This window comes from Janthinobacterium sp. JC611, from assembly GCF_018682595.1.
In the GTDB taxonomy this organism is placed as follows: Bacteria; Pseudomonadota; Gammaproteobacteria; order Burkholderiales; family Burkholderiaceae_D; genus Janthinobacterium.
Window position 1 is genome coordinate 160,252 of sequence record NZ_JAFLJN010000020.1, and the last position, 22,500, is coordinate 182,751.

20 protein-coding genes are annotated in these 22,500 nt (G+C 63.8%); 16 read left to right on the forward strand and 4 right to left on the reverse strand.

The window, feature by feature from the left end; genetic code table 11:
• The first annotated feature begins 5 nt into the window (after positions 1-5).
• The 13 genes from J0O65_RS13315 to J0O65_RS13375 all read left to right on the forward strand — a co-directional run bounded on the left by J0O65_RS13315 (position 6) and on the right by J0O65_RS13375 (position 15,226).
• Complete coding sequence (locus J0O65_RS13315) at positions 6-1,076, forward strand: aldose epimerase family protein (protein ID WP_215407403.1); 1,071 nt, start codon at positions 6-8, stop codon at positions 1,074-1,076.
• Between the two features lie 196 nt (positions 1,077-1,272).
• Entirely contained in the window at positions 1,273-3,015 is a 1,743-nt protein-coding gene (locus J0O65_RS13320) for an IlvD/Edd family dehydratase (RefSeq protein ID WP_215407405.1), read from the forward strand.
• A 12-nt stretch (positions 3,016-3,027) separates the two neighbouring features.
• Positions 3,028-4,020 carry an AraD1 family protein gene (gene araD1, locus J0O65_RS13325; RefSeq protein ID WP_215407406.1) on the forward strand — a complete coding sequence of 331 codons (993 nt, stop codon included), beginning with the start codon at positions 3,028-3,030 and terminating at the stop codon, positions 4,018-4,020.
• Complete coding sequence (locus J0O65_RS13330; RefSeq protein WP_215407407.1) at positions 4,017-5,594, forward strand: aldehyde dehydrogenase (NADP(+)); 1,578 nt, start codon at positions 4,017-4,019, stop codon at positions 5,592-5,594. The genes araD1 and J0O65_RS13330 overlap by 4 nt, the downstream gene beginning before the upstream one ends.
• A gap of 133 nt (positions 5,595-5,727) precedes the next feature.
• Complete coding sequence (locus J0O65_RS13335) at positions 5,728-6,495, forward strand: SDR family NAD(P)-dependent oxidoreductase (protein WP_215407408.1); 768 nt, start codon at positions 5,728-5,730, stop codon at positions 6,493-6,495.
• 161 nt (positions 6,496-6,656) lie between these two features.
• The gene (locus tag J0O65_RS13340) at positions 6,657-8,201 is read left to right on the forward strand and encodes an alpha-N-arabinofuranosidase (RefSeq protein WP_215407409.1); all 1,545 of its coding nucleotides are present in this window, start codon (positions 6,657-6,659) and stop codon (positions 8,199-8,201) included.
• A gap of 65 nt (positions 8,202-8,266) precedes the next feature.
• Entirely contained in the window at positions 8,267-9,292 is a 1,026-nt protein-coding gene (locus J0O65_RS13345) for an arabinan endo-1,5-alpha-L-arabinosidase (RefSeq protein WP_215407410.1), read from the forward strand.
• Between the two features lie 159 nt (positions 9,293-9,451).
• A complete protein-coding gene (locus J0O65_RS13350) occupies positions 9,452-10,426 on the forward strand; it encodes an ABC transporter substrate-binding protein (protein ID WP_215407411.1) in 975 nt (324 codons plus the stop codon).
• Positions 10,427-10,435: 9 nt separating this feature from the next.
• On the forward strand, positions 10,436-11,989 hold the full coding sequence (locus J0O65_RS13355) for a sugar ABC transporter ATP-binding protein (RefSeq protein WP_251373737.1): 1,554 nt from the start codon (positions 10,436-10,438) through the stop codon (positions 11,987-11,989).
• A 47-nt stretch (positions 11,990-12,036) separates the two neighbouring features.
• Positions 12,037-13,068 carry an ABC transporter permease gene (locus J0O65_RS13360; RefSeq protein ID WP_251373754.1) on the forward strand — a complete coding sequence of 344 codons (1,032 nt, stop codon included), beginning with the start codon at positions 12,037-12,039 and terminating at the stop codon, positions 13,066-13,068.
• Positions 13,065-14,039, forward strand: a complete 975-nt coding sequence (gene yjfF, locus J0O65_RS13365; protein ID WP_215407414.1) for a galactofuranose ABC transporter, permease protein YjfF — start codon at positions 13,065-13,067, stop codon at positions 14,037-14,039. The genes J0O65_RS13360 and yjfF overlap by 4 nt, the downstream gene beginning before the upstream one ends.
• Before the next feature lie 3 nt (positions 14,040-14,042).
• A complete protein-coding gene (locus tag J0O65_RS13370; protein ID WP_215407679.1) occupies positions 14,043-14,237 on the forward strand; it encodes a hypothetical protein in 195 nt (64 codons plus the stop codon).
• Positions 14,238-14,284: 47 nt separating this feature from the next.
• Positions 14,285-15,226 carry a LysR family transcriptional regulator gene (locus J0O65_RS13375; protein ID WP_070219038.1) on the forward strand — a complete coding sequence of 314 codons (942 nt, stop codon included), beginning with the start codon at positions 14,285-14,287 and terminating at the stop codon, positions 15,224-15,226.
• 62 nt (positions 15,227-15,288) lie between these two features.
• Here J0O65_RS13375 and J0O65_RS13380 read toward each other — a convergent pair whose 3' ends face one another.
• From J0O65_RS13380 to J0O65_RS13400, 4 genes are all read right to left on the reverse strand, one after another.
• The gene (locus J0O65_RS13380) at positions 15,289-16,554 is read right to left on the reverse strand and encodes a DUF6445 family protein (RefSeq protein ID WP_215407416.1); all 1,266 of its coding nucleotides are present in this window, start codon (positions 16,552-16,554) and stop codon (positions 15,289-15,291) included.
• 46 nt (positions 16,555-16,600) lie between these two features.
• Positions 16,601-17,332 carry a hypothetical protein gene (locus tag J0O65_RS13385; RefSeq protein ID WP_251373738.1) on the reverse strand — a complete coding sequence of 244 codons (732 nt, stop codon included), beginning with the start codon at positions 17,330-17,332 and terminating at the stop codon, positions 16,601-16,603.
• Positions 17,333-17,363: 31 nt separating this feature from the next.
• The gene (locus J0O65_RS13395) at positions 17,364-18,185 is read right to left on the reverse strand and encodes a hypothetical protein (protein WP_215407420.1); all 822 of its coding nucleotides are present in this window, start codon (positions 18,183-18,185) and stop codon (positions 17,364-17,366) included.
• 85 nt (positions 18,186-18,270) lie between these two features.
• Complete coding sequence (locus tag J0O65_RS13400) at positions 18,271-19,650, reverse strand: caspase family protein (RefSeq protein WP_215407422.1); 1,380 nt, start codon at positions 19,648-19,650, stop codon at positions 18,271-18,273.
• 175 nt (positions 19,651-19,825) lie between these two features.
• Between J0O65_RS13400 and J0O65_RS13405 the strand changes: the two genes are divergently transcribed.
• Genes J0O65_RS13405 through J0O65_RS13415 form a run of 3 tightly spaced genes read left to right on the forward strand, consistent with a single transcriptional unit; the run spans position 19,826 to position 22,500 of the window.
• A complete protein-coding gene (locus J0O65_RS13405) occupies positions 19,826-20,590 on the forward strand; it encodes a hypothetical protein (protein ID WP_215407424.1) in 765 nt (254 codons plus the stop codon).
• Positions 20,587-21,618: a hypothetical protein gene (locus J0O65_RS13410; RefSeq protein WP_215407426.1), complete on the forward strand. Its 1,032-nt coding sequence runs from the start codon at positions 20,587-20,589 to the stop codon at positions 21,616-21,618. The genes J0O65_RS13405 and J0O65_RS13410 overlap by 4 nt, the downstream gene beginning before the upstream one ends.
• A gap of 33 nt (positions 21,619-21,651) precedes the next feature.
• Positions 21,652-22,500 carry a hypothetical protein gene (locus tag J0O65_RS13415; protein WP_215407428.1) on the forward strand — a complete coding sequence of 283 codons (849 nt, stop codon included), beginning with the start codon at positions 21,652-21,654 and terminating at the stop codon, positions 22,498-22,500.

Genomic DNA, 22,500 nt, shown 5'->3' on the forward strand with positions numbered 1-22,500 from the left:
ACGCCATGACCCCAGTTGATTCTGTTTCAGTGACGCCAGCGCCGTTCGGCATCCTGCCCGACGGCCGGCAAGTGACCGTGTTTACCCTGACGAACCGTCAGGGCATGCAAGTCAAGGTGCTCGACTTTGGCGCCATCATCAGCGCAATCCACGCGCCGGACCGCGATGGCGTGTTGGCCGACGTGGTGCTCGGTTTCGAGCGCATCGAGCCCTACCTGGCCAACAGCGCTTTCCTGGGCGCCGTCATCGGCCGCTTCGGCAACCGCATCGCCGAGGGACGTTTCCACCTCGACGGCAAGGATTACCAGCTTGCCGTCAACAATGCGCCGAATCACTTGCATGGTGGAAACCAGGGCTTTCACCAGGTGATGTGGCGGGCCGAGCCGTTCACCACGGACGATGCCGTGGGCGTGACGTTCAGCCGCAGCAGCCCGCACGGCGAAGACGGCTATCCGGGCCAGCTGGACGTGACCGTCGTGTACGAACTGGACAACGACAACGCCCTGAGCCTGCGCTACCACGCCGTGACGGACCAGGCCACGCCCGTCAACTTGACCAACCACAGCTATTTCAACCTGGCGGGGCAGGGCACCATCCTTGGCCACGAGGTGGCGATCAACGCGGACCGCTACCTGCCCGTCGATGCGGGCTCGATTCCCACGGGCGAGCTGGCGGACGTGGCCGGCACACCGTTCGACCTGCGCCAACCCACCGTCATCGGCGACAGCATCGATCTGCCGCATGAACAGCTCCGCATCGGCCGCGGCTATGACCACAACTTCGTGCTGAATCAACAGGCGGAGCAAGGACTGACGCTGGCCGCGACCGTGCGCGAGCCGCAATCGGGACGGGTGATGCAGGTGTACACGCAGGAGCCGGGCATCCAGTTCTACTCGGGTAACTTCCTCGACGGCAGCCAGCATGGCAAGCAGGGCCCCATTCCTTATCGCGGCGCGCTATGCCTGGAAACCCAGCATTTCCCGGATTCGCCGAACCAGGCGCATTTTCCTGACACCATCCTGCGCCCGGGCGAGGAATACCGGACGGTCACCGTGTACCGCTTTTCCGCCGGATAAGCGCGCCGGTCAAAACAGCCCACGCCCTGCCGCCACGTGCCCGCAGGGCGTTTTCATTGGCACATGCTGATATCGTTTTCGATATCGGAACGCATTAAAAATTGATTGGAAAGGCATGGCAGGATTCTTTAGTATCCCAACATCGCTGCCCGGGCCGACGACCTTAGATCCGGCATGGCACAACCAGGAGAATGGCATGTCTGAGACAAAAAAGAAGGTGGCCCTGCGCTCGGCCGAGTGGTTCGGCTCGCAGGACAAGAACGGCTTCATGTACCGCAGCTGGATGAAAAACCAGGGCATCCCTGACCACGAATTTCATGGCAAGCCCATCATCGGCATCTGCAATACCTGGTCCGAACTGACCCCCTGCAATGCGCATTTCCGCCAGCTGGCCGAGCACGTCAAGCGCGGCATCCTGGAGGCGGGCGGTTTCCCCGTGGAATTCCCAGTCTTCTCGAACGGCGAATCGAATCTGCGCCCGACGGCCATGCTGACGCGCAACCTGGCCTCGATGGACGTGGAAGAATCGATCCGCGGCAATCCGATGGACGCCGTCGTGCTGCTGGTCGGCTGCGACAAGACGACACCGGCGCTGCTGATGGGCGCTGCCAGCGTCGACATTCCCACCATCGTCGTCAGCGGCGGCCCCATGCTGAACGGCAAGCTGAACGGCAAGGACATCGGTTCCGGCACCGCCGTGTGGCAGTTGCACGAACAGATGAAGGCGGGATCGATCACCCTGCACCAGTTCATGTCGGCCGAATCGGGCATGTCGCGCTCGGCCGGTACCTGCAACACCATGGGCACGGCCTCGACGATGGCCAGCATGGCCGAAGCGCTGGGCACGTCGCTGCCGCACAACGCCGCCATCCCCGCCGTCGATTCGCGCCGCTACGTGCTGGCGCACATGTCGGGCATACGCATCGTCGAAATGGTGCACGAAGACCTGCGCCTGTCGAAAGTGCTGACGCGCGAAGCGTTCGAGAACGCCATCAAGGTCAACGCGGCCATCGGCGGCTCCACCAATGCCGTGATCCATTTGAAAGCGATTGCCGGGCGCATCGGCGTGCCCCTGGAACTGGAAGACTGGACCAAGGTCGGCCGCGGCACGCCGACCATCGTCGATTTGCTGCCGTCGGGCCGTTTCCTGATGGAAGAGTTCTACTATGCGGGCGGCTTGCCGGCCGTGATACGCCGCCTGGGCGAGGGCGACTTGCTGCCGCACAAGAATGCGCTGACCGTCAACGGCAAGTCGCTGTGGGACAACTGCGTCGAAGCGCCGATCTACAACGATGACGTGGTGCGCACGCTGGACAACCCGCTGCTGGCCGATGGCGGTATCTGCGTGCTGCGCGGCAACCTGGCGCCGCGCGGCGCCGTGCTCAAACCCTCGGCCGCCTCGCCGCATCTGATGCAGCACCGGGGCAAGGCCGTCGTGTTCGAAGATTTCGAACACTATAAATCGCGCATCGTTGATCCCGATCTCGATGTCGATGCCAATTCCGTGCTGGTCATGAAGAACTGCGGCCCGAAAGGCTATCCGGGCATGGCCGAAGTGGGCAACATGGGCTTGCCGCCCAAGCTGCTGGCGCAAGGCATCACCGACATGGTGCGCATCTCGGATGCGCGCATGAGCGGCACGGCCTACGGCACCGTCGTGCTGCACGTGGCGCCGGAAGCGATGGCCGGCGGCCCGCTGGGCATCGTCAGGGATGGCGACATGATCGCCCTCGATTGCCACAACGGCAGCCTGAACATCGACATCAGCGACGCGGAAATCGCCGAGCGCCTGGCGGCCCGCGAACTGGGCAGCGCGCCCGGACCGAAGAGCGGCTACCAGCAGTTGTATATCGAACACGTGTTGCAGGCCGATGAAGGCTGCGATTTCGACTTCCTGGTCGGCAATCGCGGTTCCGCCGTGCCGCGCCACTCACATTAAGCGGAGAATTCCATGCTGTTGCTGCAATTTACGAATGAACACGGCGGCCGCCACGTCGGCCTGCTGCAAGACGACCAGATCCGCGTCATCGAAGGCTACAACACGACGTATGCGCTGGCGCAAGACGCCATCCGCAAGAAGGTCAGCCTGGCGGAACTGGTGGACGCCAGCGTCGGCAACGCCACGCATTCCTATGCGGACGTGGCCGCCGCCGGACGCCTGCTGGCGCCGCTCGATCACGCCGATGAAGCGCACTGCTACGTGACGGGCACGGGCCTGACCCACCTGGGCAGCGCCGGCGCGCGCGACGCCATGCACAAGAAGATCGGCGGCGACGCGGAATCCTTGAGCGATTCCATGAAAATGTTCCGCCTGGGCGTGGAAGGCGGCAAGCCGGCTGACGGCACGGCCGGCGCCCAGCCCGAATGGTTCTACAAGGGCGACGGCTCCATCGTGCGCGCCAGCGGCCAGCCGCTGCGCATGCCGGACTTCGCCCTCGATGGCGGCGAAGAGCCGGAAATCGCCGGCCTGTACGTGATCGGCGACGACGGCCAGCCCTACCGGGTCGGCTACGCCATCGGCAATGAATTCTCGGACCACGTGACGGAGCGCCAGAATTACCTGTACCTGGCCCACTCGAAGCTGCGCGTGTGCAGCGTGGGCCCGGCCCTGCTGGTAGGCGAATTGCCCGCGCACATAGCCGGCGCCTCGCGCGTGCTGGACGCGGCCGGCAAGGTGCGCTGGGAAAAGGCCTTCGTCAGCGGCGAAGAAAATATGTCGCACACGATCGCCAACCTCGAACACCATCACTTCAAGTATCCGTTGTTCAAGCGCCCTGGCGACGTGCACGTGCACTTCTTCGGCACGGCTACCCTGAGCTTTGCCGATGGCGTCAGCGTGGCGCCGGGCGAAACCTTTGAAATCGAAGCGCCGGCCTTTGGCCCTGCCTTGCGCAACCGCCTCGACGTCTTCCCAACCGAATTTGCGAAAGTGAGCACATTATGAATTTCCATATCACCGGTGAAGCATTGATCGGCGGCGTCGCCGTCAAGGGCCATGGCGGTTCCTTCGAAGCGTGGGACCCGGCCGCGCGCGCCCACGTCGCGCCCGCCTTCCACATGGTGGACGCCGAGCAAATCGACGCAGCCTGCCGTCTGGCGCAAGCCGCGTTCGACTCCTTCCGCGCCACCAGCGACGCGCAGCGCGCCGACTTCCTGGACACCATCGCCGCGCAAATTCTCGAACTGGGCGACGACTTGATCGTGCGCGCCATGACGGAAAGCGGCTTGCCGCGCGCGCGCCTGGAAGGCGAGCGTGGCCGCACGGTCGGTCAATTGAAATTGTTTGCCGGCCTGCTGCGCGAGGGTTCCTGGACCGATGCGCGCATCGACAGCCCGCTGCCGGACCGCGTGCCGCCCCGTCCTGATTTGCGCTTGCGCATGATCGGCCTGGGGCCCGTCGCCGTGTTTGCGGCCAGCAACTTCCCGCTGGCCTTCTCCGTGGCCGGCGGCGATACGGCCTCGGCGCTGGCGGCCGGCTGCCCCGTCGTGCTGAAAGCCCACTCGGCCCACCCGGGCACATCGGAGTTGGTGGCGCGCGCCATCGTGAAAGCGATTGCCCTCTGCAAGCTGCCGGCTGGCGTATTCTCCCTGTTGACGGGCACGGGCAATGGCATCGGCCAGACGCTGGTCGCACATCCGGCCATCCAGGCCGTCGGCTTTACGGGTTCGCGTTCGGGCGGCATCGCCCTGATGAAGGTGGCGGCCGAGCGCCCGCAGCCGATCCCCGTGTATGCGGAAATGAGCAGCATCAACCCCGTGTTCGTGCTGCCGCAAGCCTTGGCCGCCCGTGGCGCGGCGATCGCCAGCGGTTTTGCCGCTTCGCTGACGATGGGCGTGGGCCAGTTCTGCACCAATCCCGGCCTCGTGCTGGGCTTGGAAGGCCCTGATTTCACGGCCTTTGCCGCCGCCGCCGCCGAAGCGCTGGCGCCGGCACCTGCCGCCACCATGTTGACGGCGGGCATCGCCAGCGGCTATGCGAAAGGCGTGGCCGCCCTGGCGCAGCATGCCGACGTGACGCCGCTGGTGCAAAACACGGGAGAAGAGGGCAAGGGCGCCGCCGCCCTGTTCGTCACCTCGGGCGAGGCCTTCCTGGGCAAGCACGATTTGCGCGACGAAGTCTTTGGTCCCGCTTCCCTGCTGGTGGCTTGCCGCGACATGGAACAATTGCTGGCGATCGCGGAAAGCCTGGAAGGCCAGCTGACGGCCACCCTGCAGATGGATGCGGGCGACCTGGAAGACGCGCGCCGCTTGCTGCCCGTGCTGGAACGCCGCGTGGGCCGCATCCTGGCCAACGGTTTCCCGACCGGTGTGGAAGTGGCGACGGCCATGGTGCACGGCGGCCCGTTCCCGGCCACCTCGGACGGCCGCAGCACCTCGGTCGGCACGGCCGCCATCAACCGCTTCCTGCGTCCCGTGTCGTATCAGAACCTGCCGCAGGACTTGCTGCCGGAGTCGCTGCGCGACGATAATCCGCTGGGGATATGGCGCCGTCACGATGGCGTGCTGGGTAAAGACTAAAACCTACTGCGCGGCGCGATTTGCGGCCTGTGATGCTCACTGTACATTCGCACAGTTCCGCGTCTCGGCCACAACTCGTTGCCGCTCGCTACGGTTTTATTGGTAAGAATAAAAATACACAGATGGAGACAAGATGAAGCAATTGGCGAAATATGGCAGCTTGCAGGGCAAGCGCGTGTTCATCACGGGTGGCGGCAGCGGCATCGGCGCATCCCTGGTGGCGGAGTTTGCCGCCCAGGGCGCGCTGGTGGCGTTTGTCGATATTGCCGTGGAAGCGAGCGAGGCCCTGTGCCGCAGCCTGGCTGAAGCGGGGTCGATTGCACCCCTGTTCCGCCATTGCGACATCACGGATATCGCCTCCTTGCAAGCCGTCATGGCTGAACTGGCGGACAAGCTGGGCGACTTCGATATCCTCGTCAACAATGCGGCCAACGACCAGCGCCACCAGGCGCAGGACGTGACCCTGGAATACTGGAACGAGCGCATTGCGATCAATCAACGTCCTATGTTCTTCACGTGCCAGGCCGTCTTCGAGGGCATGAAGCGCAAGGGCGGCGGCTCCATCATCAACGTCAGCTCGATCTCGTGGCACATGAAGTCGGGCGGCTACCCCGTGTATGCCACCACCAAGGCGGCCGTCGTCGGCCTCACGCGGGGCCTGGCGCGCGATTATGGCGCCCACAATATCCGCGTCAACACCGTCACGCCCGGCTGGGTCATGACGCAGCGCCAGATCGACCTGTGGGTCGACGAGGCGGCGGAAGTGGAAATCAAGAAAAGCCAATGCTTGCCCAGCAAGTTGATGCCACAGGACATCGCCGCCATGGTGCTGTTCCTCGCCTCCGATGATGGAGCGATGTGTTCCTCCCAGGAATTCATCGTCGATGCCGGCTGGATATAAGCCTTAGCGCGTCGTTTAATTCGCGCCGGCACTGACCGGCAATTCCGATCTTGAAACACCGCTCTTGCCGCCCCAACCACGCGGCAGGAGAGGCATCGCCATTCCAGATTGCGCCGGGGTTGACCCCGGCCCTTGCTTTTCACTCAAAAACAGGAGACAGCATGAAATGTATCCATACCAGCATCGTGGCCTTGAGCCTCGTCGCCGGCAGCGCCTTTGCCGCGCCCGTCAATGTCACGATCGACGTGGCCAGGCCTGGTTCCGTGATCAATAAAAACATCTACGGCCAGTTCGCCGAACACCTGGGCACGGGCATTTACGAAGGCATGTGGGTGGGGCCGGATTCGCCGATTCCGAACACCAAGGGCTGGCGCAATGACGTGCTGGGCGCGTTGAAACAGTTGCACGTGCCCCTGGTGCGCTGGCCGGGCGGCTGCTTTGCCGATGAATACCACTGGAAAGACGGCATCGGCGCGCGCGCCCAGCGCCCGACCAAGGTCAACACCAACTGGGGCGGCGTGGAAGAGTCGAATGCCGTCGGCACGCACGAATTCTTCGACCTGGCCGAGCTGCTGGGCGCACAGACCTACATCAATGGCAACCTCGGTTCCGGCACGCCGCAGGAAATGTCCGAGTGGCTCGAATACATGACCTCGGACAGCAAGTCGACGCTGGCCGAGCTGCGCCGCAAGAATGGCCGCGCGCAGCCGTATAAAGTCGATTACTTTGGCATCGGAAATGAAGCCTGGGGATGCGGCGGCAATATGCGCCCGCAGTACTATGCCGACCTGTACAAGCACTATCACACCTTCATGAAGACGCCGGAAAGCGCGCGGCCGAAATTCATCGCCAGCGGCGGCAATGACGACGACACCAGCTGGTCCAGCACCCTGAGCCGCGAAATCAAGCCGAACATGATGGACGCCATCAGTTTCCACTACTACACGGTGCCGACCGGCGTGTGGGAAAAGAAGGGCGCCGCCACGGGCTTTGGCGAAAATGAGTGGATTTCCACCCTGAGCCGCACCCTGCGCATCGATAGCTTGATCAAGAACAATATCGCCGCCATCGACAAGAACGATCCCTCGAAAAAGACGGGCTTGTACGTCGATGAATGGGGCACCTGGTACGACGTGGAACCGGGCACCAACACGGGTTTCCTGTTCCAGCAAAACAGCTTGCGCGATGCGCTCGTCGCCGCCTTGAACTTCAATATCTTCCACGCCCATGCGGACAGGGTGCGCATGACGAATATCGCGCAAATGGTCAACGTGCTGCAGGCGATGATCATCACGGACAAGGACAAGTATTTCCTCACGCCCACGTATCACGCGTTTGAAATGTACGTGCCGTTCCAGGATGCCACGGCCCTGCCGGTCGCCATCGCTGGCAATGGCAAGTACAGCCTGGGCAAGGTCAGCATTCCTGAGGTGAGCGCCTCGGCCGCGCGCGCCAAGGATGGCAAGGTGTATCTGTCGCTGGTCAACACGAACCCGCACAAGGCCGTCGACGTGAGCGTGGCGCTGGCGGGTCAACAAGTGACGGCCGTGCATGGCCGCGTGCTGACCGCCGGCAAGATGGATGCCGTCAACAGCTTTGCGCAGCCGCAAGCCGTGCAGCCGGTGGCGTTCAATGCCAAGGCCCAAGGCGGCAAGCTGACCGTCTCGGTGCCCGCCAAGGCCGTCGTGGTGGTGGCGGTCGAATAAACCTGCCGATGTTGATGTATCCAGCCAGCCCGCATGACGGGCCGGCTGGCCATGTGGAGAACACGATGCAATTTGCGACAATGATGGCCTTGGTGGCCATGCTTGCTTTCAGCCCCGTCCAGGCGGCCCAGGTCAGCGTGCACGATCCCGTGATGGCCAAGGAAGGCGACACGTATTATCTGTACAGCACGGGTCCCGGCATCACCTTCTACAGCTCGAAAAACATGGTCGACTGGCAGCCGGAAGGGCGCGTCTTCGCGGGCCAGCCCACGTGGGCCAAGACGGCCGCGCCATCGTTCGACGACCATATCTGGGCGCCCGACGTGCAATTCCATGATGGAAAATATTATCTGTACTACTCGGTGTCCGGCTTCGGCAAGAACACCTCGGGCATCGGCGTGACCGTGAACACCACCTTGAATCCCCGCTCGCCGGACTACCGCTGGGTGGACCAGGGCATGCTGCTGCAATCGGTGCCCGAGCGCGACGAATGGAACGCCATCGATTCGAACATCGTCACCGATGCCAAGGGCACGCCGTGGATGGCCTTCGGCTCGTTCTGGAATGGCATCAAGCTGGTGAAACTGACGCCCGACTGGACCCGCATCGCGGAACCGCAAGAGTGGCACTCGCTGGCGCGCCGCGCGCCGCTGCCGCCACGGGCGGGCGAATTCAAGCCGGCACCGGAAGAAATCGAAGCGCCGTTCATCTTCCAGCGCGGCAAGGAGTATTTCCTTTTCGTTTCCTGGGGCTTGTGCTGCCAGAAGGAAAAAAGCACGTATCACCTGGCCGTGGGCCGCTCGACCAGCGTGACGGGCCCCTACCTGGACAAGAACGGGCGCGACATGGCGCAGGGCGGCGGCACGCTGCTGCTGCAGGGCGACAAGGACTGGCAAGGCCTGGGCCACAACAGCGCCTACACCTTCGACGGCAAGGATTACCTGGTGCTGCACGCCTATGAAACGGCGGACAACTACTTGCAGAAGCTCAAGATCCTGCCCATGACGTGGGACCAGGATGGCTGGCCGCAGGTCGATGCGCGCGACTTGAACCGCTATCACAGCCGCCAGCTGCCGGCCGCCACACCCTGAGGCGGCTGGGGATGTGCGCCAGGTGATACGCAAATCGGTATCGCAAGCGAAAAAGAATTGATTGGATGGCTATATTGCTTTCTCCTACCATGGGTGCATAAAAAACCGCCCATCCGGCATCCGGCTGTGATGGTATTCCAAAAAAAACTGGAGACAAGAATGACATTGACACGCCGCACCCTCCTCGCCAGCGCTATGCTGTTGGCCGCTTCTGCCACCACCTTGACTACTTCTTCCGCCTTCGCCGCCAAGCCGCTCGTCATGGGCTTTTCGCAGGTGGGCGCCGAAAGCGAATGGCGCACCGCCAATACCGTCTCCATCAAGGAGGCGGCCAAGAAAGACGGCGTCACCTTGAAATTTGCCGATGCCCAGCAAAAGCAGGAAAACCAGGTCAAGGCCCTGCGCTCGTTCATCGCGCAAAAAGTCGACGTGATCGCCTTCTCGCCCGTCGTCGAATCGGGCTGGGATACCGTCTTGCGCGAAGCCAAGGCTGCCAAGATTCCCGTCATCTTGACGGACCGCGCCGTCAACGTGGCCGATAAATCGCTGTACGTCACCTTCATCGGCTCCGACTTCGTGGAAGAGGGCCGCCGCGCGGGCCAATGGCTGCTCGAGCACGCCAAGAAAACCCCGGATGCGACCCTCAACATCGTCGAACTGCAAGGCACGGTAGGTTCCGCGCCGGCCATCGACCGCAAGGAAGGCTTCCAGGAAGTCATCGGCAAGAATCCCAAGCTGAAGATCATCCGTTCGCAAACGGGCGACTTTACGCGCGCCAAGGGCAAGGAAGTGATGGAAGCCTTCCTGAAGGCCGAAGGCAAGAAGATCAACGTGCTGTACGCGCACAATGACGACATGGCCATCGGCGCCATCCAGGCCATCGAAGAAGCGGGCATGAAGCCGGGCAAGGACATCATCATCATCTCGATCGATGGCGTTAAAGGCGCGTTCGAGGCCATGATCGCCGGCAAGCTGAACGTCACCGTCGAGTGCAGCCCGCTGCTGGGTCCGCAACTGATGTCCATCGCCCGCGACGTGGTGGCCGGCAAACCCGTGCCAGCGCGCATCACGACGGTGGAAGGCGTGTTCCCTGCCGAGGTGGCCGCCAAGGAATTCCCGAACCGTAAGTACTAAGCTTGCCGCATGATGAAGACGCAAGCGCATCACGACGCCGCGCCGGCTCCCTTGCTGGAGTTGCGCGGCATCAGTAAATCGTTTCCCGGCGTTAAAGCCCTCAGCGACGTTGCCCTGCGCCTGTATCCGGGCGAAGTGCATACCCTGATGGGACAGAATGGCGCCGGGAAATCGACGCTGATCAAGGTGCTGACGGGCGTCTACACGCCCGACAGCGGCCAGATTTTGCTCGACGGCCGGCCCATCGCCCCCGCGTCCACGTCGGATGCGCAGGCGCTCGGCATCAGCACCGTGTACCAGGAAGTCAATCTGTGCCCGAACCTGTCGGTGGCGGAAAACATCTTTATCGGCCGCTATCCGCGCCGCTTTGGAGGCCGCTTCGGTCCGATAGACTGGCGTGCCATGCAGCAGCAGGCGCGTGCCTTGCTGCAGCAATTGCAGATCGATATCGATGTCACGGCGCAACTGTCCAGTTTTCCGCTGGCCATCCAGCAAATGGTGGCCATTTCGCGCGCGCTGAACATTTCGGCCCGCGTGCTGATCCTCGACGAACCCACGTCCAGCCTGGACGAGGCGGAAGTCAATCTGCTGTTTTCCGTGCTGCGCCGTTTGCGGGAGCAAGGCATGGCGATCCTGTTCGTCACCCACTTCCTCGATCAGACCTACGCCATTTCCGATCGCATCACCGTCATGCGCAACGGCGAGCGCGAGGGAGAATATGCGTGCAGCGAACTGTCGCGCCTGGCGCTGGTGAATAAAATGATCGGCGTGGCGGCCGACACGCAGGAACAGGCGCTGGACCTGGCGCAGGAAGCGGGTGCCGCCAGCTTCGGTCCGGCCGTGCTCGAAGCGCAGGGACTGGGCCGCAAGGGCGCCCTGCTGCCCATGGATTTCCACATCCGCCAGGGAGAATTGCTGGGCCTGGCAGGCTTGCTCGGTTCGGGCCGCACGGAACTGGCGCGCCTGCTGTTCGGCGCCGACAAGGCCGACTCGGGCAGCATCACCATGCAGGGCCAGCCGCGCCACTTTGGCGTGCCGCGCGACGCGATTGCCCGGGACATCGGTTTTTGCTCGGAAGACCGCAAGCACGAGGGGGCGATTTTGTCGCTGTCCGTGCGCGAAAACATCATTTTGGCCTTGCAAGCCCGCACGGGCTTGCTGCGCGCCATCCCGTTCAAGCGCCAGCAGGCGCTGGCCGACGAATATGTGCAAGCGCTGGGCATCAAGACGGCCAGCATCGAGACGCCGATCGGCAGCCTGTCGGGCGGCAATCAACAGAAAGCCTTGCTGGCGCGCTGGCTGGTGACGTCGCCGGCCATGCTGATTCTCGATGAACCGACGCGCGGCATCGACGTGCGCGCCAAGCAGGAAATCATGAGCTATGTGAGCAAGCTGTGCCGCAAGGGCATGGCCATCCTGTTCATCTCGTCCGAATTGCCGGAAGTGCTGCGCTGCAGCGACCGCATTCTGGTCATGCGCGACCGCAAGGCCTGCGGCGACTATGCGCGTGGCGAGCTCGACGACAGTTCCGTGCTGCAAGTGATCGCCGGAGACGCCACATGAGTTTATCCACGCCATCGAGCGCGCCACTGGCGCGTCCGGCTTCCACTATGGGTGCGTCCACCTTGCATACCGTTTTACACCATCCTTTGAGCCGGCCCCTGGCCGCGCTGTTGCTGCTGTTGCTGGTCGATTTCTTCGCCATCCCCGGCTTTTTCCACCTGGAAGTGCGCGACGGCCATCTGTATGGCAGCGTGATCGACATCGTCAACCGCGCCGCGCCGCTGATGCTGGCCGCGCTGGGCATGACCCTGGTGATCGCCACGCGCGGCATCGACATTTCCGTGGGCGCCGTCGTGGCCCTGTCCGGCACCGTGGCCGCCATGCTGATCGGCGGCACCATGGTGATGGACCATGGCGTGCCGACCTATGTGAGCAATATCCCCATGGGCTGGGCCCTGGCGGCGGCCTTGGGCGCGGCCCTGCTGTGCGGCGCCTGGAACGGCGTGCTGGTGGCGGGCCTGGGTTTGCAGCCCATCGTCGCCACCCTGATCCTGATGGTGGCCGGGCGCGGCCTGGCGCAATTGCTGACGGATGGGCAGATCGTCACCGTCTACTACCAGCCCTTCTTCTTCATCGGCAGCGGCTATCTGTTCGGCTTGCCGTTCTCGCTGTTCCTCGTGGCGTTGGTGTTCCTCGTCACGGCCTTGCTGATGCGGAAAACCGCCTTGGGCCTGTTCATCCAGGCCGTCGGCATCAACCCCGTCGCCGCGCGCCTGGCCGGCATCAAGACGGCGACATTGATCTTTTTTGTCTACGTGTTTTGCGCCGCCTGCGCGGGCCTGTCGGGGCTGATGATCAGCTCGAACATCAAGAGCGCGGACGCGAACAATGCGGGTCTGATGCTGGAACTGGACGCCATCCTGGCCGTGACCCTGGGCGGCACCTCGCTGGCCGGCGGCAAGTTCAGCCTGGTCGGCAGCATGATAGGCGCGCTCATCATCCAGACTTTGACCTACACGATCTATTCGCTGGGCGTGCCGCCGGAAGTGAACATGGTCGTCAAGTCGGTCGTCGTCTTCCTCGTCTGCCTGTCGCAATCGTCGGAATTCAAGCAATTGCTGCATCGGAGAAAAGCATGAAGGGTTTGCTGCACACCCCGTATTTCACCTCGCTCGTCACGGTCCTGCTGCTGGTGGTGATGCTGGGCCTGGGCGGCACCGCCTATCCGGGCCTGCTGTCGACGCAAGTACTCTTCAACCTGTTGATCGATAACGCCTTTTTGCTGGTCATCGCCGTCGGCATGACCTTCGTCATCGTGTCCGGCGGCATCGATCTGTCCGTCGGCTCCGTGCTGGCCCTGTCGACCATGATCGCCGCCTGGCTGCTGAACGTGGCGCACTGGCCCCCGGCCCTGGTGATCGCCACCGTGTTGGCGCTGGGCGCCGTGTTTGGCGCCGGCATGGGCGCGCTGATCCATTATTTCAAGTTGCAGCCCTTCATCGTCACCCTGGCCGGCATGTTTCTGGCGCGCGGACTGTGCTATTTGATCAGCATCAATTCCATCACCATCGATGACCCGCTGTTCGTCGCCATGTCGCAGACTCAGCTGGGCTTCCTCGGCGGCTTCGTGTCGCCCGGCGTGGTGATCGCCGTGATCACTTTGCTCTTGGCCATCTGGCTGGCGCACGCCACGCCATTCGGCCGCGCCGTGTATGCGATCGGCGGCAATGAACAGTCGGCCCTGATGATGGGGCTGCCGGTGGGGCGCACCAAGGTGCTGATCTATGCTTTCAGCGGCTTTTGCGCTTCGCTCGGCGGCGTGCTGTTTTCGTTTTACATGTTGTCCGGCTATGGCTTGCATGCGCAAGGCACGGAACTGGACGCGATCGCCGCCGTCGTCATCGGCGGCACCTTGCTCAGCGGCGGCTACGGCTACGTGGCGGGCGCGCTGTCCGGCGTGCTGGTGCTGGGCACCATCCAGACCCTGATCGCCTTTGACGGCACGCTCAGCTCGTGGTGGACCAAGATCGTCATCGGCGGCTTGCTGTTCGTCTTTTGCGTCGTGCAAAGACTGATGGCCATGGGCCAGAAAACCACCCACGGGAGTTAATCGATGTTGAAGCAACACACACTTGCCGCAGCCATCGGCATGGCGCTAGCGCTCGCCTGCGTGGCCTTGGGGCGGGCGGCCAACCCCATCGTGAAAACCATCCACCAGGCCATCATCGCATTCAATGGCAAGTCCTGCATCTTCCATCACAACGACAAGTTGTCCGGCGGCGCATACCAGACACACCGATATCAGTAGTATCGATATTGAATTAAAACTGATATCGATCATGATATGATTTATTGATGGATACCCTCAACCCCAACTGGTTCTTGCGAGCCCGCCTGAAGACGCGGCAATTGCTGCTGTTGATCGCCCTTGACGAGCAGCGCAACATCCACCGCGCGGCGGAAGAATTGCACATGACGCAGCCGGCCGCGTCCAAGCAAATCAAGGACCTGGAAGAGATGCTCGACGTGCGCCTGTTCGACCGCTTGCCACGCGGCATGGAGCCGACCATCTACGGCGAGACGATGATACGCCACGCGCGCATGGCATTAACCAGCCTGTCGCTGGCGCATGACGACATCGTCGCCCTGAAGTCGGGCCTGACGGGCCAGGTGGAAGTGGGCGTCATCATGACGCCGGCCATGGCCTTGCTGCCGCGCGCGATTGCCCGCATCAAGCAGCAGGCGCCGCTGATGCGCATCGGCGTGCACCTGGAGCACAGCAATACATTGATGGACATGCTGCAGCACGGCACCCTCGACTTCATGATCGGGCGCATCCTGGAAAAGGAAAGCAGCGCCGGCCTCATCTACGAGGAATTGACGGAAGAGCCGGCCAGCGCCGTGGCGCGCAATGGCCATCCGCTGCTGTCGCGCAAGAATTTGCAACTGAAAGACCTGGCGGCCCAGCCGTGGATCTTGCCGCCGCAGGGCAGCATCCTGCGCCACCGCTTCGACATGATGTTCCGCCGCGCCAGCCTGGAGCCGCCCGTCGACGTGGTTGACACCACCGCCTTGCTCTTGATCACGTCCCTGCTGCAGCAAACGGATTCGCTGCACGTGATGCCGACGGAAGTGGCGCACTACTACGAATCGCTGAACGTGCTGAGCATTTTGCCCATCGAACTGCCGTGCAAGATGGATGCGTTCGGCATCATCCGCCAGCAGGATCATTTGCTGTCGCCGGGGGCGGATATGCTGCTCAAAGCTGTGCGGGCGACCGCCGCGGACATGTATTAAACCCAACGGCGAATGCCGGGGTCGTACCCTCAGGGTACGACCCCGGATCTTGCTTTTCGGGTTCAATCCGGCACTTCAAAAAAGAACAGTTGCACCAGCCGGCCATTCTCCGGCGTGTCGCCAAACACATTGCTGATCGAGTGGAAATAATGGCCCTTGTAGACGATCAGGCGGTTGTGGCGCATCGGCACTTCCAGCAGCGCTTGCCAACTGTCGCGCTGTTCCTGCAAGTCATTGAATTTCTGCACTTTGCTGTTCGGCAGCCAGCGTTTCTGGAAATCCTTGAAGCTGGCGTAGCCGCCCGCCTTCACGTCCGCTTCGGGCAGTCTCCGGTACCAGCCGCTGGGCTGGTGGCGCCAGAACGTGGTGCCGCCCTGGCACTGCTCGGGCGGGTTCAGATACAGCACGCCCGCATAGAAATTGAAATTGTTGCCCGTCTCGTTATCCACGTGGATATCCGTGCGCGCCGTCGCGTCCGCATAGCTGAGGCGATACGAGCCATTGTCGGGTGAAATGAAGCGGATGGGGCGGCCCAGCGCCGTGGCGATGCGCTCCATGATGGCTTGACTGGGCTGGCCCGCCGTCTGGCTGCCCGGATAATTCTGTCCCGCATAGCGCTGCTGCTCGAACGGCAAGGCCAGCGCCTGGGCGCGCCAGGCGGCCGCGTCGGGCAGGAAATCGTCGACGATGTGCAGGTCCGTTTCGCCGATAAAATCGTGCAGGCTGTCCGCGACATTGAGCGGCGTCAACGTTTCAGGGTGTTCCGCTTGCGGATTGGCAAAGCCGATGCGGCACGTCTGTTCCAGCGCAGGGTGCAGCGCCAGGGCCTGCGCATAGCGTGCCAGCGCCAGATCCTGCTGTCCCGTGCGGTAATACAGCTCGGCCAGTCCCTGCAGGGTTTGCCAACGCTGCGGGCGCAGGGCGTGGGCCCGTTCCAGTTCGGCGATGGTCTCCACCAGCCGCTGTTTCCCCAGCAGCAATTCCGCGTGGCTGATGGCGAAATCGTGCTCGTGCGGCGCCAGCCGTGCCGCCGTGGCGTAGCTGGCCAGGGCCGCTTCGCTGTCCGTGCCGCGCAGCACGTTACCCAGGTTGTAGTGGAACAGAGGGTTCTCCGGCTGCTGCTTGAGCGACAGTTTCAGCAAACCGAGGCCGATGGCGCCCTGGCCCAGCTCCAGCATGGCCAGACCCTGGAAATGCTGCGCTTCGGCCAGGGCCGGGTCCTGTTTGTAGGCCGCCTGGTAGGCGTTGATCGCCTCGATCAGCTTGCCTTGCCGCTGCAGTTGCTGGCCCTGCGCCAGATGTTGTTCCGCCCGTGTTGGTTCGCCCATGTCGCTATCCCGATGCAATGTGGCGAACAGTGTAACCGAGCCCGTTCTACTGCGCCTGGTTGACGGGAATTTCTTCCCCGTTCAGCTTGATCGCCACCTTGACGATCTGCGCCTTGACCTGGTTGCTGGCCATGTCCGCTTCCTGGGCGTAGGCATACACGACGATGGCGAAGTCCTTGTAGCCGCTGCGCGCCGCCTCGATCTTGCGCGCCGCGTCCTGATTCACCTTCAGCAAGGAGTAACCGTCACCATTCGTGAACGCCAGCTTGTAGTCGCCGTTGTCGTACATGTAGTAATACGTGCCCGCTTCGGCGAACTTGGCGGGGAAGCCGGCCTTGTCCATGGCGTACGGCGCCAGCGCGCCCTGGCCATTGATCTGGTAGCGCAGGTAGCGTTTGGTTTTCGCTTCGCTGACCTTGGCATCGATCTGCGGTTTCAGCGCGTCCAGCACTTCCTGCTTGCGGAAGGCGTCGTTGCTGCCCGCATACTCGCGCGAGATGCGCTGCGCCACGGCCGCGTAGTCGGGTGGCACGCCGGACAGGGCGATGTAGCTGTACATCAACTGGTTGCCGCTGGTAATGTCGACATAGCTGGACGCTGGCGTGGCGGCGTCCGCTTGCGGCAGGCTGGCGGCGGCCGCTTTTACCTGCGCCTTGGCGGCCAGCTCGGCGACATTCGCGGCGACGGGGGCGGAGGCGGCTGGTGTGGCGTTATCCGTCTTGCCGCAGGCGGACAGGAGCACGGTGATGGCGAGCAGGGCGGGCAGGGTACGTTGCATGATATTTCCTTTAATGAATGTGTGAGGTGACTTAGCCGATGGTTTTACGTTGGTATTCGCCGACGCCGTAAGCGGCCAGGACGATGGATGACGCCAGCACCAAATAAAAGCCGATGCCGAACGAGAGTCCCTGCCAGACCTGCCCCAGCATTTCGCTGGCCATCTGTTCGGCCATGCGGGCCGCGCGGTTGCCCATGATGCCGCCCATGGCGTTGCCCGCGTCGCTGACGGCGGCCTTGATCTTGATGAACAGCAAGCTGCTGTGGATGACGATGAACAGCAGGGGCGCGCACTTGCCCAGCGCCGCTTTCGGGTGGCGGCTAACCATGGTGGCGCAGCATCCGGCAATGGCCAGCAGGAAGAAGCATTGTGCGGAGGTAAAACCGCCGCCGCCAGCGCCGGCAAAGCTTTCCAGGCTGTCCGCGGACAGGCCCAGCAACTGCCAATACGTGCGCGACACGGAGGCGAACAGGCGGATGCCGATGGTGTTGAAGATAAAGGCGCCGGCGATCAAGACGCCCAGGCTGGCCAGCACCTTGACGCCCAGGGCCGAGACGGCCTTGCCCCACAGTTGCTGGCCCTTGTCGCGCGCCAGTTTCGCCGCGCCGGCCATCTCTTCCTGCGCCAGTTGCTGCGTCGCCACGGCGCTGACGGTGGCGAGCTTGCCCGCGTCATCGAAGCGCACGTCGACGACGGCGTTGATGGCGGGCGCCACGTCCGAGCGCCAATGGGTAGCGACGTCGAAGGCGTGCTGAATGCCGGCCACGCTGACGGAACCTTGTCCGCTCGGCTGGTAGGCGAGGATGCGGCCCCGTTGGCCGGTGGTGATTGCTGCTGGGCTGGATGCTTGCATGGAATTTCCCTGGTCACTGTCATGCTGTATTGCATGTACCCCCGGATAACGGGGGCAGTTCAGGGAAATCCAAAATTATTTTGAATTATTTTTTCGGCGGCTGCATCAGGTCTTTGGCGGCGCCCTGGTAATCCTTCATCAAGCCCATGAAGGCGTCCTGCAAATGCCGTGCCGCATCCTGCGGCGGTGCACCCGTGCGCCGGGCCAGGTCGAATTTGTAGGCATGGGCGGGGCTGTAGCCCGCCTGCGAGGCGGCGTCCAGCAGCACGCCCGCGCGTTTCAGTGAAGTGGGGTCACCCTTGACCATCAGCAATTCGGCCAGATAAGTCTGGGCAATCGGAAAATCCTTGGCTGCCGCCTTTTCCAGCCACCGCATGCCGATCTTCGGCTGTTTGACACCCGCGTCGCCGCCGCCGATGCCGTAGCCGAGGGCCGTCAGCGCCACGAGGTCTCCGCCCCGTGCGCGCTTTTCCAGTTGCTGGCGGGGAAACGGGCGGGCCGCGATCTGCATGCGGATTTCATAATTGATGTCTTGCAGCACATTGCCTGGCCACACCTTGGCGCCGGGTGCGGCCGGCTTTTCCAGCGCTGGGGCTGGCGCGCGCATGCCGTTGTTGCCCGATGCCAGTACGCCTGGCGTTGCCTGGCTGACGCCCTTGCCGCTGCCCATGTTCAGCACCAGGCGCGCCGACGTTTCGCCGAACGACACGCGCGGCTTTTGCACGTCGTGCGTCATGGCGGCGACTCTGGCCGCCACTTGCGAAAACACTTCGCTCATCGGCAAGCCCGGCGCGTCGAGCGCGTCGAGCAGGGCGCTCGTGTAGGGGCTGTTGCGCGAATCGGGCGACCAGAAATCGCGCGCCAGGGCGCCCGGTCCCGCCGAATAGGCGATCACCACGCCGCGTGGCGCTTGCGTATCGGCAAAGCCATGGCTGGCCGCATTGCCGCCGCCGGGCACCGCCACCGCGCCGCCGCGCGTGTATTCCTGGCGGCAAGCGTCGAGGATCAGCACGGCGCCGCGCGCGCCCGTGCGCTGCAAGTCGCCGGCCAGGCTGGAAACGGAGACGCCCTGCGCGGCGATGGCGGACGCGCTGAGCGCGTTCATGTTGGCGCCCAGCGGCAGCACATAATTGGCTTCGCCCGCCTGCGCGCCGTGGCCCGCGTAAAACACGAGGGCGATATCGGCGCCCCGCGCCTGCGTGGAAAACTCGGCCGACGCCTTTTGCAGCTGCGCCGCATTGATATCCGTGCGCAACAGCACCTCAAAGCCCAGGCGGCGCAGGTGCTCGGCCATGGCACGCGCATCGTTGACGGGATTCAATAAAGGCTGCGGATAGGCCGCGTTGCCGATCACCAGCGCGATGCGCTTGCCGGGGCCGCTGGCGGTATTCCCCGTGGCCGCTTGCACGACGTTACCGCAGAGTAAAAAGATGAGGCTGAAAAGCAGGGAAATCAGGCGATGCATCGGCGTCTCGGGAATTGTCGTGAAAGTAACAAAAGTTAGCGATTTTTACTGTGATATGAGAAAATTGCTTAAATGCATTTTACCTTACTGACAAGTTTCTCTTGTCTGGCCAGCGCACGGAGCGCGTCGCTGCCGGCCAGTGGCGCGTGCCGCCCAACACACGATCGGACCGGCTGTGCAATCGGAACAATTTGAACGGATTCATGCTTTCTGGACCCGCCGCCATCAACTGACACAAGGCGAACTGGGCGAGTTTTACCAGCGTGTCATCGCCGCGCTGACCCCATGCCGCCCGCGCGAGGCGGCGTCGCTGGGCGACTCGCTGGCCGACCTGCGCCACCAGTTTTTCATCGAAAAAGTCTTGCACGGCGACAGCGAGGCCGCGCCCCACCACGTCGGTGCCTTGTTCCTCTACTTCAAGCGCTTCATCATCGACCAGCTGCGCAAGCAGCGTGATGACGACGATGCCGATGCGCAGGACGGCTGCGAGCTGCGCGCGCCCGACTCGTATGCCGAACCGCTGCGCGACTACCGGCTCACGCCGCAGCAGGTGCGCGAGGCGGCCGACGTGTTCATCGCCACCTTGCCCCGTGACTTGATCTTGCTGCTGCGCCATTGCGGCTGCGGCGGCATGCCCGTCAAGGCACTGGCCGAGCAGATCGCTTCCGCGCATTATCACGGCGGCAAGCTGGGCCTCGTGCACCGGCAGAAGGGCGATCCCGACAGCGCCGGGCGCCAGGTGGTCGAGCCGGCCCACCGCGCCACCTTGCTGGGCAGCTGGGTCTTGACCCTGCTCAAGCTGCGCGTCGGTGATGCGCTGTCTGCGCGCGACATGCAGGCGGCGCAAATAGTTTTGGATATCTTGTGCGTGGCCGCGTTATCCCTGCACATGGACCCCGCGTCCACCGACCCGAACACTGATGAAAGGCCACCGGCATGACTGCATTGACGCCCACCTTGGCCATCGTTGCCGCCCGCTTGCCGGCGCCGCCGTCTGCCGCCGAACTGCTGGACGGCGAGGTGGCGGGCGAGACCCCCGACTGGCGCGGCATCGCCGTGCCGGAGCACGTGATGCAAGGCTTTGCGCGCCGCAGCGATGCCGCGCCCCTGGCCGCGCGGCCCATCGCGGGCGGACAGATTCATGTGCTGGCGCGCCGCCCCGGCTTTGGCGCCGTGCTGCTCGACGCCTGGGACAGCACGCTGCAGCGCTGGCGCGGCTGGCTCGTCACGCCCGACACATCGTATGCGGACGCCTGCGGCCTCGTGGTCGAGGAGCGCGACGCGCCTGCCGATCCGCGCGCGGGCCTGGTGCTGTGCGACATGCCCGTGACCGTGGCCGTGACGGACCTGGGCGCCTGCCTGGGCGTGTTCAGCCAGGAGCGCCTGCAGGCGGCGCGCTGGCTGGAGCAGCATGGTCGCGCCAATGAGGCCGCCGCGGCGCCGGGCATGATCGCCCGCGTGGCCTTGCCTGGCGATGATTACGCCTTGACGGGCACGCCATTGTCGAGCGAGCTGGGCACGGATGGCCGCGTGGCGTATCGGCAATTGCTGCGCCAGGGGCTGCAGCAGTTGCAGATCGCTTCGGCCGATGCGGCGGCGCCGATAGCCAAGCCGGTGCAGGCGGCCAATGCGAACCGCTGGCTCAAACTTGTCACGGCCGTGGCCGCCAGCGTGATGCTGGTGCAATCGGCGTGGTTGTTCCTGCCGAGAGACGGCGCCGTGGTCGGCAATGCGGAGTTCCGCAACGGTGCTCCACAGCGCAGCGGCGTCGAGACGGGCGTGCGCATGCGCGTGCTGTTCCGCGCCGAGGCCACGGAGGCGGAAATCCGCACGTGGCTGCAGCGCGAGCAGCTGGAAATCGTCGCCGGCCCGGACACCCTGGGCGCCTTCACCTTGCTGTCGCGCGACCGCGGGAAAGTCTTGCCGCCGCCAGGCCCGGGCAATCCGCTGGCCGTGATCCATCCCTGACCCAGAAATAAGAGAAAGTTATCCAGCATGACAATGTATAAGAATTTTGCATCCGCGCACTGGCGCAAGCTGATGGCTGGCGTGGCCGCCGGCGTCCTGTTGACGGGTTGCGCCATGACGCCGAATGGCCGTGGCGGCGTGTTGATGGGCCTCGATACGGCCGAGCTGTTCGGCACGCCGCTGTCCACCTTCCGCCTGCGCGACGGCACGGAAGGCACCTTGCGCAAGGACCCGCAGGGCAAGTACTCGATCAAGCTGTCGCAGGCCTTCCGCGTCGTGCCGCTGGCCAACGCCATCACGGCCCGCGTGGCGCGCGTGGAAAACGTGGGCGAGCGCACCGTGGTGATCGTGGAAACCCAGGAGCGCGGCTGCGCCTACCGCTATGCAGTGCTGGCCTTCCAGGGCACGGACGTGCTGCAGTGGACGGTCGGCAATTGCAAGGACCGTCCCCGCGTGGAATTGGCGGCGGACGCGAAATCGCTGAATATCGATTTCCCCAACTACAACCGTCTGTCGCGCATGATCTACACGGACAACCGCCTGCTCAACGCCAGCGTGGCCGTGCCGCCCGGCGTCGATACGCGCGCCCAGCCGTTCGCCGACGACAGCTTGCGCGGCACGGCCCCCGTCATGACGACTTTGCCGGCTGGTGACGGCAGCGGACGCGTGATTCCCGCGCCGCCGGCCGCCGCCCCGGCGCCTGCCGCCGCGCCGAAAGCGGGCAGCCGCGCCAGCGCCAAGCCGCGCCGCCAGGAGAGCCAGGCCAAGGCGCCCGCCGCCGTCAGCCTGCCCGCGCCGCGTGCCGCAGCGGCGGCCCCGGCCGCGCCGATGATCTTCCAGGCCGAAGAGATCAAGCCCGTCGTCATCGATTTGAGGAAATAA

Coding starts and splice junctions, on each gene's coding strand:
- J0O65_RS13315 (WP_215407403.1), top strand. CDS start 6: ATGACCCCAGTTGATTCTGTTTCAGTGACGCCAGCGCCGTTCGGCATC.
- J0O65_RS13320 (WP_215407405.1), top strand. CDS start 1,273: ATGTCTGAGACAAAAAAGAAGGTGGCCCTGCGCTCGGCCGAGTGGTTC.
- araD1 (WP_215407406.1), top strand. CDS start 3,028: ATGCTGTTGCTGCAATTTACGAATGAACACGGCGGCCGCCACGTCGGC.
- J0O65_RS13330 (WP_215407407.1), top strand. CDS start 4,017: ATGAATTTCCATATCACCGGTGAAGCATTGATCGGCGGCGTCGCCGTC.
- J0O65_RS13335 (WP_215407408.1), top strand. CDS start 5,728: ATGAAGCAATTGGCGAAATATGGCAGCTTGCAGGGCAAGCGCGTGTTC.
- J0O65_RS13340 (WP_215407409.1), top strand. CDS start 6,657: ATGAAATGTATCCATACCAGCATCGTGGCCTTGAGCCTCGTCGCCGGC.
- J0O65_RS13345 (WP_215407410.1), top strand. CDS start 8,267: ATGCAATTTGCGACAATGATGGCCTTGGTGGCCATGCTTGCTTTCAGC.
- J0O65_RS13350 (WP_215407411.1), top strand. CDS start 9,452: ATGACATTGACACGCCGCACCCTCCTCGCCAGCGCTATGCTGTTGGCC.
- J0O65_RS13355 (WP_251373737.1), top strand. CDS start 10,436: ATGATGAAGACGCAAGCGCATCACGACGCCGCGCCGGCTCCCTTGCTG.
- J0O65_RS13360 (WP_251373754.1), top strand. CDS start 12,037: ATGGGTGCGTCCACCTTGCATACCGTTTTACACCATCCTTTGAGCCGG.
- yjfF (WP_215407414.1), top strand. CDS start 13,065: ATGAAGGGTTTGCTGCACACCCCGTATTTCACCTCGCTCGTCACGGTC.
- J0O65_RS13370 (WP_215407679.1), top strand. CDS start 14,043: ATGTTGAAGCAACACACACTTGCCGCAGCCATCGGCATGGCGCTAGCG.
- J0O65_RS13375 (WP_070219038.1), top strand. CDS start 14,285: ATGGATACCCTCAACCCCAACTGGTTCTTGCGAGCCCGCCTGAAGACG.
- J0O65_RS13380 (WP_215407416.1), bottom strand. CDS start 16,554: ATGGGCGAACCAACACGGGCGGAACAACATCTGGCGCAGGGCCAGCAA.
- J0O65_RS13385 (WP_251373738.1), bottom strand. CDS start 17,332: ATGCAACGTACCCTGCCCGCCCTGCTCGCCATCACCGTGCTCCTGTCC.
- J0O65_RS13395 (WP_215407420.1), bottom strand. CDS start 18,185: ATGCAAGCATCCAGCCCAGCAGCAATCACCACCGGCCAACGGGGCCGC.
- J0O65_RS13400 (WP_215407422.1), bottom strand. CDS start 19,650: ATGCATCGCCTGATTTCCCTGCTTTTCAGCCTCATCTTTTTACTCTGC.
- J0O65_RS13410 (WP_215407426.1), top strand. CDS start 20,587: ATGACTGCATTGACGCCCACCTTGGCCATCGTTGCCGCCCGCTTGCCG.
- J0O65_RS13415 (WP_215407428.1), top strand. CDS start 21,652: ATGTATAAGAATTTTGCATCCGCGCACTGGCGCAAGCTGATGGCTGGC.